We start from the raw sequence: 16,922 nt of genomic DNA, 5'->3' as shown, positions 1-16,922 counted from the left end.
TTATCTTTTTCTTCGAACTTTACTATCTCAAAGTGATTGATTAGGTATTCGGGCAGTAATAATTTAAGTAATTCTGTCTCATTTAGCATATCACAAATTTATGCTTTTTTCAAAACCCTCCCCTGGTTTTAGGACTGATCCTATATTTTCTTTATTAAACTACCAAACACACTTCAAACGGCCTATTCTCGCTTATAGTCGCAACAGTTCAGGTATAAATATTAAATCCAAAAAAAGTTTATTAATGGCATAATACTTTCAAAATTCAGCCATTTTAAAAAACAAACTTTAGGATTTTGTTGAAAGCATATTTAAGTTTGCTAGACAATTCAACAAAAATTAATATGAAGAACATCTACAAACTTGGATTAGCCTTAGCAACAATATCAATTGCTAATCTTGGATTCGCGCAAACAGAATTCAGACCATTTACACCAATTGCTTCCGCTATTGTATCAGTTAATGATCTTGGTAACGCTGTTACCAATACAAGAACTTACAATTATGCTAGCAATGCTTTTACAACAAAAGAAAGCACTGTAACTAATTTTAATAGCATTAATAATAATGGAGACATCGCTGGGAGTATCTATATGGAAAACTCGACAACTCTAAAACAACCTGGTGTTAAAATAGCACCATCAACAAGATGGGACAGAATCCCTTGGTTCCCGAATTCGAATCCAGCAAACTCTAGTTTTGATGTATATAAAATCTCTACATCTGGAAAATATGTCGTTGGTAATATGTCAGAAGCTTCGACTGTATTTGGAGCATTTCTTTACAACACAGTTACTCAGGAATTCACACCAATAATTCCCGACGCCAATTCGCCATACCGCTACATCAGGATTATGAGCGTTAATGATAATGGTTATATGACAGGTTGGGCAGATTACAAGGAAAACAATATTAGTGGAATCAGAACGCCTATCTACATCAATATGGCTGACATGAAAATCCATGAAATTAGCATCCATGGTTCTTCTAATATTAACAACATTGCTTATGCGATCAATAACAATAACGTCATAGCAGGTTACAAAGAAGGATACGCGTTTACCTACAACATTAATACAGGAGAAGAAGTAATGACCCAATTACCAGATGGATTGGTAATGACTTTCTTTTTAGGAATATCCGATGATGGCACAGCGGTTGGTTATGGTGTTGTATCACCAACTGTTTATGACGCCATTGTGTATAAACCTGGATGGACAAAGCCAAAGCGTGTTAAAGATCTATTACAAGCGCAAAATATTCCAGTTAGCGTAGATCTAATGGGAACAGCTTCAAGTATCTCAAATAATGGAAAATACATTGGCGGCTACCTTAATGGCGGATTGACATCCCAAGGTTGGATGATTAAATTGGATGATGCTTTTTTAGCAACTTCGACTGAAGCGAAAACAGCAGATATTAAAATTTATCCCAACCCTACTAGTCAATATTTTTCAATTCAGTCGCCGAAAAATAAGATTGATACAGTGGAAGTTATCAATATGGAAGGTCGATTGGTTGAAAAATTTAACACTTCTTTAGAAAAATACGATATTTCAAAACTTCCAGCTGGCAACTACATGATTAAAATCACGTCAAATTCTAAAACCACTGTACATCAGTTAATTAAGAAGTAAAAATCATAACTATTATATATTGTTGGGTCTCGGAATTTCCGAGGCCTTTTTATTTATCATAATATTAAAATTTCTTAAAATTAAGATTTTTTATCTACTTCACCTTTCAAAGGAATCGTTTTTGCATCCATTTTAATAGTTTAAATAAATAAAAAATCTTTTTGGAGATTTTGCGTTATTATAAAAAACTGCAAAAATGTGAAGATTATGAAGAGATATTATGGACCATTGCTAGGTTTTTATACACTGTTTTTATTATACATGATGTTTTATGGTTGTGGACGAATAGCTGGACCTGTTGGCTATCTACAAATACACCCTTTCCGAACCATAAATATCTTTTTCAATTCCAAAGTAGAAGCACAGCATTTCGCTGTTAACATTATCGGAAATATTGTTGTTTTTATGCCATTTGGATGGATGGGACTTCTTTCCCAAAAGTATTTTTCGTTCCCAAAACTGCTAATAGGTTTCCCGATTGCGATTACAATTATTGAGTTAACGCAATTCTGGACACATCGCGGTACAGCAGATGTCGATGATTTGTTTCTGAATACTGTAGGGATGATTTTAGGCTATTTACTATATAGCTTGGTAAAATTCTTCTACGAAGATTGGATGTTCGAAAGAGAACCAGCTGTCGAGTACGCTTAACTCTTGTTTATTGAGAAATTGTTTAAAAATTTTCAACAGAATTTTTATAATAGTTCTTTACAACAGAATCTTAGTCTTTCGACATTTTCCGTGATAGGATTCCTAGTTTGTAAAAATCTAGAATTCGAAGATGTGCATTTCCCATTTTTAATCTCGTTTTTAAAAAGGGTTCAAACACATAAAAACTAAGGTTAAATAAAGACTCTAAGTGGTAATTTTTTAATTGTCGATAGGCTCGCGTTAACTTGAGATCTGCAACTTTATCTTTAGTCTTGTCATCTTTCAAAATTAAAGCAAGACTTTCGGCAGCTTCACCAGCTTTCCCGGTAAAGATGCTATTAGTCTCGATATCATTATTAAATATCGGATTGTCGATATGTTGAATATGGATTCCTGCGGATTTTAATTCCATGGCGAAAAGCAAATCTTCATAGCCATAGTTTTTTAATTTTTCATCAAATTTAAAAACATTAAAAACTGCTCTTTTAATAACGAAATTATTAGTTTGGAAACCCAAATATTGCTTTTGAATACGTTTGTTTAAACTTAAATTCTCACGTTTTTGAGCATAATTCCAACGCAGCTGAAAATCTTTTTCGGGTTTTTGAGCATCAACAATTCTTCCGCCGTAGATGACATCTGGCTGATTCAGTTTAATGGCTTGTAAATAATCGCTAATAAAGTTGTCCGAAATTATCTTCCCATCACAATCCAAAAACAAAAGATAATCGCCGTTTACATATTTTAAGAATAAATTCCGAATCGCAGAACGGCCAATATTTTGGTCTAAAATCTCAAAAGTATCAACCTTAACTTTAGAATTAATTTCTTGAAACTTTGCATTCGAAGCATCATCAATCAAAACAATTTCGGCATCAAGATTCTTAGTTTCAATCTCGGATTTGAGTGCTGAAACTAAATTATTAACATCAAAATTATGAATAGGAATACAAATCGAAAGCCTCATACTTTTTCTAAAATCTGTTGAACGTGAAGCTCTTCCAAGCAGGCATAATCACCACGAAAACATTCCTTATCACCAAAAACCGAACAAGGACGACACGTCAAATCTTTGACTTGTACAACATCATCAAGTGATTGTCCATAGCCTAAAAATCCTGCAAAAGGATGCGTTGCTCCCCAAACCGAGATGCAACGTGTGCCCATAAGACTCGCCAAATGCATATTGGCAGAATCCATACAAATCATGACTTTTAGTGTTGCAATAACCTCTAATTCTTCCTTTAATGACAGTTTTCCGGCAAGACTATGCGTATTTGGAATTTCGGTTTCCCAACGCAAAAGAATTTCTGACTCTTCTTTTCCGCCACCGAAGAAATAAACTTTATGATGCTTTGCCAACTGCTTTACAGCTTCGTAGGCTTTTTCCAAAGGAAGCATTTTGCCCTTGTGTTGAGCAAAAGGTGCAAATCCAATCGCTTCTCTTTCCTCGTCGGGAACACGACTTCTGAGTTGATAAGACAAATCAAAAGAATAACCCATTTTTCGAAGAATGTCTGCGTAACGCTCGACCGTTCTTTTCAGTTGAATCTTGTCAAGGTTCCAAACGTCTGTAAGATGTTCTTTTTCTTCCTTGCCTTTATTGATTTTAAAAACCTTGTATCCATGGCGTTTTGCAATAGAATCAATTAACTTTGTCCTAATCACATCATGAAAATCCGCAACAAAATCTGGCTTATAAAGCTTCAACATTTCGCGGCCTAGTTTCCGAATTCCGAGAATACCTTTATAGTTCTCGAAATTAACACCATGAAATTTTAGATTAGGAACACCATCAAATAAATCCGCAAAATTTTTGCGACTTACAAAAATAACTTCCACATCCTTATTCTGCTCTAGAAATTCTCTAAAAACAGGAACCGTCATCGCAACATCACCGAATGCCGAAAATCGATATGCTAAAATTCGTTTCACTTTTTGAGTTGATAAGCGACTGCGTAAAATTTAATTTGCTTCGTCATTGCCATCAAGCCATTAGCTCTTGATGGTGACAAAAATTCTTGAAGTCCGATTTCAGAAATAAAATCAAAATCAGAATCCATTATTTCCTGTGTAGAATGTCCGCTGTAGATGCTCACTAACATTGATACAATTCCTTTAGGAAGAATCCCATCAGAATCTGCATCGAAATAGAGTTTTCCATCTTCAAAACGAGCATCAATCCACACTTTTGACTGACAACCTTTAATCAGGTTTTCATCTGTTTTTTTATCATCAGGAATCGGCTTTAGAGATTTTCCAAGGTCGATAATATATTCATACTTTTCTTCCCAGTCGCTCATAAAAGCAAACTCGTCCACCAATTCCTGTTGTTTTTCTTTAATAGTCATGTTCAAAAATTATTTGATAGACTGTGCAATATTAATAATAACACATGTTGCTGCCTCCATATTTTCTATCGGAACAAACTCATAAGGTCCGTGGAAATAATGTCCACCAGCGAAAATATTAGGACAAGGCAATCCCATGTACGACAACTGTGCGCCATCTGTACCACCGCGAATCGCTTTTATCTTTGGTTCAACGCCCGCATCTTTCATAGCTTGCTCTGCAATATCGATAATGTGCATTTTGCCCTCGAATTGCTTTTTCATGTTAAGATACTGAGGTTTAATTTCCAAAGTCGCTGTGTTAGCACCATATTTTGCATTAATTTCAGCTACTTTGTCAGCCATTAATTGCTTACGCGCTTCAAATTTAGCATCATCATGATCACGAATAATGTATTGCAATTTAGCTTCCGCAACATCTCCTGTAAAATCGGTCAAATGGAAGAAACCATCAAAACCTTTAGTTGTTGCAGGCGTCTCATTAGCAGGAAGCGACTGGATAAATTCTGAAGCAACCAATCCAGCATTTAACATTTTACCAAATGAATATCCTGGATGTACAGACACACCCGTAATTTTGATAACCGCGCCAGCTGCGTTAAAGTTCTCATACTCCAACTCGCCGATTTCGCCACCATCCATGGTATAAGCCCACTCTGCACCAAATTTTTCAACATTGAATTTGTGCGCGCCTCGACCAATTTCTTCATCTGGATTAAAACCAACCGAAATGCGGCCATGTTTAATTTCTGGATGCGCCAACAAATATTCTGCTGCAGTAACAATCTCCGCAATACCAGCTTTGTCATCAGCACTTAACAAGGTCGTTCCGTCTGTTGTAATAATTGTTTGACCAATATATTTTTTAAGATCTGTAAACTTTTCAGATGACAATACAAAACCTGTTTCTTTATTTAATAACAAATCACCGCCATCGTAGTTTTCCCAAATCTGAGGTTTAACATCAACACCATTAAAATCTGGTGTGCTATCATAATGCGCGATGAAACCAACGTGAGCAACTTTTTCTTCGATATTTGATGGAATAAATCCGAATACATAACCATGCTCATCCATGCTCACATCTTCTAGACCAAGCTCCTGTAACTCGTTGAAAAGATATTTTGCCATATCCCATTGTTGCGGCGTAGACGGCGTCGTATCGCTTTCTGGATCACTAGTAGAGAAAATTTTAACGTATGTAATAAAACGATCGACCAATTTTTTGCGCCAATCTGCAGTAAAATCTATTGCTTTCATCCTTTTTTGGTATATGAAAGCAAAGTTATATATTTATGCATGGAATGGCAAATGCTTACAGGCTTTTCTAAATAGAGATTTTCTATAAAGTTTTCAATTTAAAAAGCTAAAAAGACAGGCTTTGCTCTAATATTTGGTAGATTAAAAATCTTAATTGTGAAAGAACTGTTTTTGACAGAATGTCCAAGGGACGCTATGCAAGGCTGGGGCGAACTAATCCCAACCGAAAAAAAGATAAATTACATTAATTCTTTAATGGAAGTTGGCTTCGACGTCCTAGATTGTGCAAGCTTTGTAAATCCGAAGACGATGCCTCAAATGGCAGATTCTGCAACGGTGGTTGACGAAATTGATAAATCACTTTCTAACACCAAACTTTCGGTTATTGTTGCCAATCTTCGTGGTGCCGAAAAAGCTTTGGAACATGAAAGTGTGGATATCCTAGGATTTCCGTTTTCTATTTCGGAGACCTTTCAACATCGTAATACCAACAAAAGTCGTGAGGATGCTTTCGAAGAAATCATCAAAATCCACGAAATAACAAAAGCGGAAAGCAGACAACTCAATCTATATTTTTCTATGGCATTCGGAAATCCTTATGGTGAAAACTGGACTTGGGAAGATGTTGATTTTTGGGCAAAACGCTTTGACGAAGTAGGTATTAAAGATATCCTTTTGTCTGATACAACTGGTGTTGGCGATGTTGACAGAATTAGCTTGTTGTTTAACAAAATCCCTTCAAAATATCCAAACATTAACTTTGGCGCACATCTTCATAATCGCTACGAAGATTCTTACAAAAAACTAAAAGCCGCTTACGACCAAGGTTGTACACGATTTGATAGCGCAATTAAAGGAATTGGAGGATGTCCAATGGCAAAAGATGATTTGGTAGGAAATATGCCAACTGAGCAAGTTTTCAATTTTATGGCTGTAGAAAAAATCGATATTCATCAAAATATGTTGAATTTCGAAAGTGCTTACAATAAAGCTAAGGATATTTTTCATTTTTAATAAATCTGAAAAATATCAGCAATTATATTTATCTAATTTGCAATTAATTAGCTAAATTTATAAAGCATAAAAAATCGAAAACTATGACTTCTAAAACGACTTATTTGGGCGACAACGCCATGGAATCCTTACACAATGATTCAGGGAACAGCATGCATATTGTTATTCCGCAAGATGCGTTTAACAAAAGAGAGAACTTCTCACCAACAGATCTTTTTGCAACTTCTTTAGCACAAAGCATTTTTGCATCGATTAGCGTTCTTGGAAAAGATAGAAACATCAACATCAAGGATGCTACTTGCGAATTAAAAAAGACAATGTACTTCCAACCAAGAAGAATTGGCGAAATCTTCTGTGTGTTCAAATTTCCGCACGCTTATACGGCGGACGAAAAGAAATTTATAGAAGATACGGCGCATAATTCCCCAGTATATCTGAGCCTAAACCCAGATATCAAGGTTATTATGATGTTCGAATACGAGAACTAATTACAACATTCCGAGCTCGAAGCGTGCTTCTTCGCTCATCATATCCTTTGTCCATGTAGGTTCGAAAGTTAGGTTTATTTTGGCAGAATTAACGCCATCAACAGATTTTACCTTTTCTTCAACTTCCATGGGCAAAGATTCTGCAACAGGACAATTGGGCGAAGTTAATGTCATTACCACAACCACATCACCATCATCCGAAATCTGCACATCATACACCAATCCCAATTCGTAAATATCAACAGGAATTTCTGGGTCAAAAATGGTTTTTAATTCTCTAATGATATTATCACCAATGTCCGCAATTTGCTCGTCTGTATATTTCATTTTAGTCTAATCGTTTAACAATATCTTCTTGACGCATTCGTCTGAAAATATTGCACAAAGTTAAGACATCTTTTTCACAATATTTCACTATTCTTAATAAGTCTTTTTCTAGATAATAAACTGATGCTACTTGAGAGCCGTCTATATCGTCTTTTGGTGTTGGTATATTAAAAATATGCGCTAACAATTCTAAAGACACAAAAGACTTCCAATCGCCGAATTTCCAAAGTTCCATGGTATCAAGATGCGGAATTTCCCATGGCTTCTTACCAAACATTTGAAAAACATTGGGCGGATTAATCCCATTGATTAAAAGACGACGTGCAATGTAAGGGAAATCAAATTCTTTCCCATTATGTGCACAAAGAATCACATCACGAAGTCTAGGGCTATTGAAAATCTCACAAAACTCCAAAAGAAAGGCTTTCTCATCATCTCCATAAAAGGATTTAATTTTGAGCTGGTCATGACCGTCCATCATCCCAATCGAAATACAGACAATCTTTCCAAATTCTGCCATGATACCTGCCCTTTCCTCAAAGAATGTATCTGCAGGAACATCTTCTTTTCTTTGGAACTTGGTTTTCTTATCCCAAAGGTATTGCGTTTGATCATCCAAACTAGACCAAGCTTCCGCTTGAGGTACTGTTTCAATATCGAGAAACATAATCTTTTCGATGGGTATATTTTTAATCATAGCCTATTGTATTTTAACCTAATTTAAACAAAAAAAGAAACCCGACAAAAGCCGGGTTTCAAATTCTAAATAACAATATCTCTTAGAAAGGATATTCGTAAATCTCTGATTCGTGGAAGAATGGGTTACCAGTTGGCATTAATTTCAACTTAGTTAAAGCTGTCATCACAACGAAGATAAATAATCCTACCAATGCTGCGAAAGAACCAACAGTTAATAAGAATGTTGGCAAGTTATTCCAATAAGGACCAACTGTACCAGGCATTACCATATTAAAATAATCTACCCAGTGACCGAAGATTACAACTACTGCAACAAATGTTACCACTTTGTAATTTCTCTTAACACTACTACTTACTAAAATTAGTAATGGCATTAGGAAGTTAACAATTAACATTGGTAAGAATGTTGGCGCGTAATATGTAAATCTACCCAAGAAATAGTTAATTTCCTCTGGTACGTTAGCATACCAATAAAGCATGAACTGACAGAACCAAAGGTATGTCCAAAGCATACTTGTCGCAAATAAGAACTTACCTAAATCGTGTAAATGGTTATCATTGAATTGAGGATAAACTCCTTTTTTCTTTAAATAAACACTTACCAAAATGATTGCTGCAACTGCAGTTGATAGGCAACTTACCATTGAATACCAAATATACAATGTAGAATACCAGTGTGGGTCAATTGACATTAACCAATCCCAAGCCCAAGAAGCTGATGCAAATCCGAAGAATGCGATATAACCAACACTCCAGTTATAAAGACTTGCATATACTTTTCTGTCTCCGTTAGTATCGTCAACTTTTTTAGAAACACTTTTTAATTTATAAACAAAGAACGTTGCTCCGATAACATAGATAAAAGTTCTGATAACATAAAAAGGAATGTTAAGAAACAATTTCTTTTCATAAAGAATAACGTCAAAGTTAATCGAATTAGGATCTGTTAAACTCGGATCCATCCAATGGAACAAATGTCCGGCATGGAATGCATTTAACAATACAATGATTATTAAAACAACACCAGCATAAGGGATGAAAGAAGCAACAGCTTCCATTACTCTTGTTACAATAATTGACCAACCAGCATGTGCTGCATGTTGAATACTGTAGAAGAATAATGCTGCACAACTAACACCGAATAAGAAAACCGCTGCAACATGCAATGCTGCTAAAGGCTGATTTCCTACTTGCATTTTTGCATGCTCCAAGTGTGCTTGATGATCTTGTGGACCAATCATTTCACTTGAGTGCGATGGAGCATCATGACCACCAGAATGAGCCATCTCCATCCAATGACTAATGGTCGTATCGTCTATACTTTTGTTCAAGGCATATCCAGCAATGAATAACACTAACCCAGCAACAATCAGTATAATTGAATATAATCTCAACTTAGGGGAAAAACTATACATTTCTTACTTCTATTTTTTAGTGTTAGTATTATTTTCTTCAGTAGCTGGTTTGTCATCAGCTTTTGGCGCTGCCGCATCAGTTGCAGGAGCTGCCGCTGCTGGAGTCGCACTAGCTTTGAAAGCGTTCATAACATACATTGCAACTCTCCAACGGTCACCAGGATTAAGTTGTCCTGCATAAGATCCCATGGCATTTCGACCATGCGAAAGTACATAATGTACAGATCCTACAGTAACATCTCTATCTTTATAGTTTGGTACACCAGAGTAAGCACCGCTTTGTACAATTGGTCCTTGACCATCTCCACCTGTACCATGACAAGCAGAACAAGTGTGGTCAAATAAGATTTTACCTCTTTCTAAATCTTTTGCAGCATTCTTAGGATCTAGAGGAGATACTGTTAAAGTTTTAGACTTATCGTAACCAGCGTTATATTCATCAACGTTTTTAGGATTTCCTTCTTCGTCAATAACACCATCTTTATTCTGAGAAACAGTTCCTTCAACTGGTATTAAACCTGTCGCAAAACCATTAGCTGCAAACAAAGGAATTTCGTTTTCGTGCTTAGAGTAAGCATCTTCAGCCTTCATTAATGGATCATAAGCTACTGGGAAGTACATGTCAGGGAAATATACCAAAGGTGGATTTTCCTTACTGCAAGAATTCAATAGAACAGTTGCTAATCCAAGGACTGCGGTAATTTTAAAAATATTCTTGTTCATCTTAAGCATCTTTAACAGTTATTTCTTCAACACCTGTATCGATCAAAACTTGTTTAACAGTTTCAACATCATCAGTGATGAATTCCATTAGGAACTTGTCATCCGTTGTTCTTGGATCTGGATTCTGAGGCTTAGCACCTGGATACATTTTGTTTCTAACCAAATAAGTTAAAGACATAAGGTGTGCCGCACAGAAAACCATTAATTCGAACATCGGAACTACGAAAGCTGGCATATTGTGTCCCCAATCAAAAGATGGTTTACCACCAATATTTTGTGGCCAGTCGTGGTTCATCATATAATATGTTGTCAAAGCACCGATAGAAACCCCATAAAGTGCGTAGAAGAAAGCAGCATCAGAAATTCTAGTTTTCTTAAGGCCTAAAGCTTTATCTAGCCCGTGAACTGGGAAAGGTGTGTAGACTTCATTAATTTTAATTCCTTTATCGGTGAAGGCCTTAACGCCGTGCATTAAATCATCGTCGTCGCCGTATAGTCCGTATATAATTTTAGTGGTGCTCATCTCCTTCTTTTGCTTTATAAGTTTCACCTGAAATTTTCAAAATACTCTTCAATTCCGCTTGTGCAATTACAGGGAATGTTCTTGCATATAATAGGAATAATACTGAGAAGAATCCGATTGTACCAAGATATACACCAACGTCAATAATTGTCGGCATAAACATTGTCCATGAAGATGGTAAGTAGTCTCTTGACAAGTTGATAACAATAATGTCAAAACGCTCAAACCACATACCGATATTAATAATTAATGCAATGATAAATGTTGCAATAATGTTAGTTCTTACTCTCTTGAACCAGAATAATGCTGGCACTACCAAGTTACAAATGATTAGCGCCCAGAATGCCCACCAGTAAGGACCAGTTGCTGCACCAGGAGAAAGATATACGAAATCTTCGAATCTTGATCCAGAATACCAAGCGATAAAATATTCACAAGCATAAGCCACTGTTACCATACCACCTGTTAGGATGATTACGATGTTCATAATCTCAATGTGGTACATTGTGATATAATCTTCTAGGTGACAAACTTTTCTAGCAACTAACAATAACGTCTGTACCATCGCGAATCCTGAGAAGATCGCACCAGCAACGAAGTATGGAGGATAGATTGTTGAGTGCCATCCTTTAATAACCGAAGTTGCAAAGTCAAATGATACCGTCGTGTGCACTGAGAATACTAGCGGTGTTGCTAAACCTGCAAGAACCAAAGAAAGTTCTTCGAATCTTTGCCAGTGTTTTGCCTTACCACCCCATCCGAAAGCAAGAATTGTATACATCTTCTTGTTGAATGGTGTCTTAGCTCTATCTCTAATCATTGCAAAGTCAGGAATAAGTCCCATGAACCAGAATACTACTGATACAGAGAAATAAGTTGAGATTGCGAATACGTCCCAAAGTAGAGGCGAGTTAAAGTTAGGCCAAAGTGAACCGAATTGGTTAGGCAATGGGAACACCCAATATCCTACCCATACACGACCCATGTGGATAACTGGGAAAATCGCTGCCTGACATACCGCGAAAATTGTCATCGCTTCTGCAGAACGGTTAACCGACATTCTCCATCTTTGTCTAAATAATAATAGTACAGCGGAGATTAGTGTACCAGCGTGACCAATACCAACCCACCATACGAAGTTGGTAATATCCCAACCCCAGTTAATAGTTCTGTTCAATCCCCATGCACCAATACCAGTCCCAATTGTATACGCGATACAACCAAATCCGTAGATGAAAAGTACTAATGCTGCATATAGTGATGCCCACCATAATTTACCTGCACGTTCCTCGATAGGTCTTGCGATATCTTCCGTAATATCGTGATAAGTCTTATGACCAATAATTAAAGGTTCCCTTATCGGAGCTTCGTAATGTCCTGACATTTTTTACCTATTTATTATTTAAACGTTGTTTTCTTTTCTATTTCTAATTTTCGCATGGTAGAATACGTTTGGCTTAGTACCAATCTCTTCCAGCAAAGTATATTTTCTCTTGCCGCCGAATAATGCTCTAACTTCTGAGTTAATGTCGTTCATATCACCGAACTTCATTGCACCTGTAGAACAAGCTTTAGAACAAGCTGTTTGGAATTCTCCATCAGCAACTCTTCTGCCTTCTTTCTTAGCTTCAAGGATAACATTCTGTGTCATTTGGATACACATAGAACATTTCTCCATAACCCCTCTTGTTCTTACAACAACGTCTGGGTTAAGAACCATTCTTCCTAAATCATTATTTTGATTAAAATCAAATCTATCATTAAGGTTATATGTAAACCAGTTGAAACGTCTCACTTTGTATGGACAGTTGTTAGCACAATATCTAGTACCAATACATCTGTTGTACGCCATCATGTTTTGACCTTGCTTACCATGTGATGTTGCCGCAACTGGACATACAGTTTCACAAGGTGCGTGGTTACAATGTTGACACATTACTGGTTGGAAAATCACATCTGGACTTTCACTTGGTTGGATCAAGATTTTGTAAAGGTTAGGTACATCTAGACCTCTATCAACCGCTTCTTTGTTTTCGATTTTTTCTCTTGCAGAATAGTAACGGTCAATTCTTAACCAATACATATCACGAGACATTCTGATCTCTTCTTTACCAACAACTGGTACGTTGTTCTCAGCCTGACAAGCGATAACACAAGCACCACAACCAGTACAAGAGTTAAGGTCTACAGAAAGGTTAAAGTGTGGTCCATCAGTATCATCAAAAGAATCCCAAAGGTCAATTTTACCAATTGGCAAAGCACCTCCGATTGTGTGCATTTCTAATGGCTTGTTCCAAGCTTCAACAGGTTTTCCGATGAAATCAGCTAAAGGAACTTCCTTAGCAATCTCGTAACGACCCATTAATGTATTTTGAAGCTGCATTCCTGCAAACTCGTGCTCTTCACCAGTTAACTTAAGAGAAACATTTGATAAAACAGTATTAGCACCGTCAAATAAAACGTAAGCATCAACACCTGTTTCAGCAACTTTTCCAGAATCTTTTTTACCGTAACCTAAAGCTAAACCTACAGAACCGTCAGCTTGACCTGGTTGGATAAATACAGGAACGTTTTTAAGCTCTTTACCATTAACTGTTAAGTCAACAACAGAACCGTTTAACTGCATTCTTCCGTTAAGATCATTCTCAATTTTTAAACGTTCAGCATCTTTTGGAGAAATTGTCAAATAGTTATCCCAAGACAATCTCGTAATTGGATCTGGTAATTCTTGCAACCAAGGGTTGTTAGCTTGTGTACCATCACCGATAGCTGTGTTAAGATATAATTGAAGTTCTAAATCCGAAGCTTTGAAAGCATTAAGTTCAGAAACTGCTTGACCAGCATTACCACCAGCGTAAGACATTGAAGATCCTACTGCAGCAGAAGTGAATCCGTTATATAAAGCTTTGTTAAATGATGTTCCACCAAGAAGTGAAGCAGCATTTGCTTTTAGGTAAGTATAATAATCATTAGCAGGACTTCCTTTACCATTGATCCAAACCAATAAAGATTCTTCAATCTGTCTAGATTTGTAAATCTTTTGGATAGTCGGTTGCATTAATGAATAAGAACCAGTTTCTGGAGCGATATCACCCCAAGATTCTAACCAGTTAGCAACAGGAATAACCGCTTTAGAAGCTTTGCAAATTTCATTCTTCTTGTCAACAACAGCTACCGTGTAAGGAACTTTTGCCATTGCAGATTTGAAAGCTTCACCGTTTGCGCTAGAATAGATTGGGTTAACATTGTTTGTGATCAATACACCAACTTGTCCACCATTCATCCAACCAACAAACTCATTGAATCTAGCAGCATCAAAATCTTTAAGCATGTTAGCTTTACCAGTGAAAGCAACAGAACCTAATTTTTGGTTGATTAAGTGTGCTAAAACATAAGCCGCTTTAGAACCATCAGCAAAAACAACTGCTTTTGATCCTTTAGCTTGAAGTTCTTTAACGATTTCTTGTGCAACTTTATCATTGGTTCCACCGTTAAGACCGTTATATACTTCAACTAGCGTTTTGTTAACATCACTAGGTTTTAGTTTAATTCTTGTATCAGCATTAGCACCAGTTAATGACATGTTAGACTCCACTTGGATGTGTCTTAACATGCTAGCACCTGGCTTACGAGCTTCAGCATAAGAAGTTTCTAAACTTCCTGCGTTATAATCTGCTAAGAAATCTGCACGGAAAGAAACAACTAACTCAGTTTTTGATAAATCATAAACTGGTAAAGCTCTTTGTCCGAACACTTCAACAGCAGCATCCAATGCGGCAGCATGAGGATAAGCTTCGTAAGTTACAAGCTCAGCTTGTGGATATTTTGCTTTGAACTCACCAAACAACTTCTTGAAAGTTGGACTTGGCAAAGTGTGTGATAATAAAACAATTTTCTTACCAGACGATTGTGCCTCGTTAAGACCTTTGATAACATAATCATCAACCTTATCGAAAGATTCGTCAGCACCATTTAGTTTAGGTTGCTTTAGTTTGTCATTATCGTATAACGACAAAACACTCGCCTGTGCTCTCGCATTAGTTTTACCTAAACTTCCAGCAGTTGGATTTGGTTCAATTTTGATTGGACGACCTTCTCTCGTTTTTACTAAAACACTAGCGAAATCGAAACCATCAAAATATGATGATGCATAATAATTAGGAATACCAGGAATGATGTCATGTGGCTTAACCACATAAGGAATAGTTTTAAGAACCGGCGCCTCACAAGCTGCAAGTGTTACAGCTGCAGTAGAGAATCCTAAAAGTTTTAGGAAGTCTCTTCTGGAAGTTCCGGAATTATTCATTTTATCCGCATCTCCTAAGAATTCATCTACTGGAATTTCGTTCTGAAATTCTTTTTGAGCCAACTTCGCATTAAGCGTTTGGTCTTTTAGTTCGTGAATACTTCTGAATTGTATTTTATTTGAAGCCATTGATACTTCTAATTTTTGTTATTAATAATGACATTTACCACACTCTAGACCACCGATAGCATCTACAGTAATTTTAGCACCTTCTCCGTATTGTTTTTTCAACTTGTCGTGAAGATTCTTGAAATACTCTTGGTTGTATCCATTAGTCATGTCAACTTCTGTTGTTCTGTGACATTCTATACACCATCCCATTGTAAAGTCGTTCGCCATTTGTACTACATTCATAGTATCAACTTTACCGTGACAAGCTTTACAAACCACATCAATTTGGTTAGCAGGATTTTTCTTATTGAATGACGAGATAATCGCTTTCTCACCAGCTACAACGTGCTGAGAGTGGTTGAAGTAAACGAAATCTGGCATATTATGGATTCTTGTCCATTCGATTGGAGAAGTCTTTCCTGTATATTGTTGCTTAGCAGCATCCCAACCAGCAGCAGCATAAATCTTTTGGATTTCTCCATCATAGAATGCTTTATCTTTTCCTGGCTCCATGTATTTACCATTATACTCAGAAATACTTCTGTGACAGTTCATACATACGTTAACTGAAGGGATTTCTGAAACCTTACCGTACTTAGCACCAGAGTGACAAAGCTGACAGTCGATTTTATTTTCTCCAGCGTGGATCTTGTGCGAGAAATGGATAGGTTGCTCAGGCTTATAACCTTTGTATACCCCGATCCACATTAATGAATTCCAAACACCGTACAATGCTAATACTGCTAGAATCGCGATAACACCTTTACCTACAAAGCTGTATTTCTTATAAAGTTCTGAGAAGCTATTAACTCTTGTTGAGTTAAGATCAGACAACTCAGGTGTTTGTTGTAATTTAACTAATTGTCTAATTTTCACTAACAACCAAAGTAACAAACCAGCAATAACAACAAATGCTGCTAAAATTGCTTGTGAGTTAAGTTGACCATCTTTTGATTGTTGACCGTTAGCAGAAGCATCCGTTGCCGCTGCAGCAGCAGGATCAGCCTTTGGCTCTTCTTTTGGCGGATCTGTCGTATAAGCTAAGATATTATCAATATCTGCTTCTGACAAATTCGGGAATTGCAACATTTCAACTTTGTTGAACTCCTCGTAGATTTGGTTAGCATACTTATCGCCTGATGCTCTAAGTGCTTTGTTATCCTTAATCCACTTGTGTAACCAGTCTGGTCCCAGACCTTGCTCCTTCTTTACCTTATCAACAATACCGCCCAAAGCAGGTCCAATCATCTGCTTGTCCAGCGCGTGGCAAGCGGTACAATTGGCTTTGAAAAGATCTTGGCCTTTCTTTGGATCTCCTTGTGCATGAATAGAAGCGCTAGTCGATAGCAACAAACCTATTGCTATCAAACTCTTTTTATAATGCTTTCTCCAACTAATCATTTAATTAATCTTG

The 16,922-nt window shown here is 36.7% G+C and carries 16 protein-coding genes; 4 read left to right on the top strand and 12 right to left on the bottom strand.

Going from position 1 to position 16,922, the window contains the following annotated elements; translation table 11 throughout:
* Positions 1–344: 344 nt before the first annotated feature.
* Positions 345–1,637, top strand: coding sequence for a T9SS type A sorting domain-containing protein (locus Q1V95_RS16000; protein WP_300675721.1), 1,293 nt, complete (start codon positions 345–347; stop codon positions 1,635–1,637).
* Positions 1,638–1,844: 207 nt separating this feature from the next.
* Positions 1,845–2,291 carry a VanZ family protein gene (locus Q1V95_RS15995; protein WP_300675720.1) on the top strand — a complete coding sequence of 149 codons (447 nt, stop codon included), beginning with the start codon at positions 1,845–1,847 and terminating at the stop codon, positions 2,289–2,291.
* Positions 2,292–2,361: 70 nt separating this feature from the next.
* Here the strand turns inward: Q1V95_RS15995 and Q1V95_RS15990 are convergent, their stop codons facing one another.
* From Q1V95_RS15990 to pepT, 4 genes are read right to left on the bottom strand one after another with little or no spacing between them, the layout of a single operon-like run.
* On the bottom strand, positions 2,362–3,258 hold the full coding sequence (locus Q1V95_RS15990) for a glycosyltransferase family 2 protein (protein WP_300675719.1): 897 nt from the start codon (positions 3,256–3,258) through the stop codon (positions 2,362–2,364).
* On the bottom strand, positions 3,255–4,226 hold the full coding sequence (locus Q1V95_RS15985; protein WP_300675718.1) for a glycosyltransferase family 9 protein: 972 nt from the start codon (positions 4,224–4,226) through the stop codon (positions 3,255–3,257). Before Q1V95_RS15985 ends, Q1V95_RS15990 begins: the two co-directional genes overlap by 4 nt.
* Positions 4,223–4,642 (bottom strand): SufE family protein, encoded by a 420-nt coding sequence (locus Q1V95_RS15980; RefSeq protein WP_300675717.1) that lies wholly within the window; start codon positions 4,640–4,642, stop codon positions 4,223–4,225. Before Q1V95_RS15980 ends, Q1V95_RS15985 begins: the two co-directional genes overlap by 4 nt.
* Positions 4,643–4,651: 9 nt before the next feature.
* Complete coding sequence (gene pepT / locus Q1V95_RS15975) at positions 4,652–5,902, bottom strand: peptidase T (protein WP_300675716.1); 1,251 nt, start codon at positions 5,900–5,902, stop codon at positions 4,652–4,654.
* A gap of 165 nt (positions 5,903–6,067) precedes the next feature.
* Between pepT and Q1V95_RS15970 the strand changes: the two genes are divergently transcribed.
* Positions 6,068–6,916 carry a hydroxymethylglutaryl-CoA lyase gene (locus Q1V95_RS15970; RefSeq protein ID WP_300675722.1) on the top strand — a complete coding sequence of 283 codons (849 nt, stop codon included), beginning with the start codon at positions 6,068–6,070 and terminating at the stop codon, positions 6,914–6,916.
* Between the two features lie 83 nt (positions 6,917–6,999).
* Entirely contained in the window at positions 7,000–7,404 is a 405-nt protein-coding gene (locus Q1V95_RS15965; RefSeq protein ID WP_300675715.1) for an OsmC family protein, read from the top strand.
* On the opposite strand, the gene Q1V95_RS15960 is transcribed toward Q1V95_RS15965, so the two are convergent.
* The 8 genes from Q1V95_RS15960 to Q1V95_RS15925 all read right to left on the bottom strand — a co-directional run bounded on the left by Q1V95_RS15960 (position 7,405) and on the right by Q1V95_RS15925 (position 16,909).
* Positions 7,405–7,731, bottom strand: coding sequence for an SUF system Fe-S cluster assembly protein (locus Q1V95_RS15960; RefSeq protein ID WP_300675714.1), 327 nt, complete (start codon positions 7,729–7,731; stop codon positions 7,405–7,407). It abuts the gene before it with no gap.
* Between the two features lies 1 nt (position 7,732).
* Complete coding sequence (locus Q1V95_RS15955) at positions 7,733–8,428, bottom strand: 3'-5' exonuclease (protein WP_300675713.1); 696 nt, start codon at positions 8,426–8,428, stop codon at positions 7,733–7,735.
* 82 nt (positions 8,429–8,510) lie between these two features.
* Positions 8,511–9,845 (bottom strand): quinol:cytochrome C oxidoreductase, encoded by a 1,335-nt coding sequence (locus Q1V95_RS15950; RefSeq protein ID WP_300675712.1) that lies wholly within the window; start codon positions 9,843–9,845, stop codon positions 8,511–8,513.
* A gap of 9 nt (positions 9,846–9,854) precedes the next feature.
* Positions 9,855–10,577: a cytochrome c gene (locus Q1V95_RS15945; RefSeq protein WP_300675711.1), complete on the bottom strand. Its 723-nt coding sequence runs from the start codon at positions 10,575–10,577 to the stop codon at positions 9,855–9,857.
* Positions 10,570–11,091, bottom strand: coding sequence for a DUF3341 domain-containing protein (locus Q1V95_RS15940; RefSeq protein WP_300675710.1), 522 nt, complete (start codon positions 11,089–11,091; stop codon positions 10,570–10,572). Before Q1V95_RS15940 ends, Q1V95_RS15945 begins: the two co-directional genes overlap by 8 nt.
* A complete protein-coding gene (nrfD, locus tag Q1V95_RS15935; RefSeq protein WP_300675709.1) occupies positions 11,078–12,475 on the bottom strand; it encodes an NrfD/PsrC family molybdoenzyme membrane anchor subunit in 1,398 nt (465 codons plus the stop codon). Before nrfD ends, Q1V95_RS15940 begins: the two co-directional genes overlap by 14 nt.
* Before the next feature lie 18 nt (positions 12,476–12,493).
* Positions 12,494–15,526: a TAT-variant-translocated molybdopterin oxidoreductase gene (locus Q1V95_RS15930; protein WP_300675708.1), complete on the bottom strand. Its 3,033-nt coding sequence runs from the start codon at positions 15,524–15,526 to the stop codon at positions 12,494–12,496.
* Positions 15,527–15,547: 21 nt separating this feature from the next.
* A complete protein-coding gene (locus Q1V95_RS15925) occupies positions 15,548–16,909 on the bottom strand; it encodes a c-type cytochrome (protein WP_300675707.1) in 1,362 nt (453 codons plus the stop codon).
* Between the last annotated feature and the right edge of the window lie 13 nt (positions 16,910–16,922).

This window comes from Soonwooa sp. (genome assembly GCF_030151385.1).
Lineage (GTDB): Bacteria > Bacteroidota > Bacteroidia > Flavobacteriales > Weeksellaceae > Soonwooa.
The sequence above is the reverse complement of the archived record's forward strand: the minus strand, read 5'-3'. Positions and strand labels throughout refer to the sequence as shown.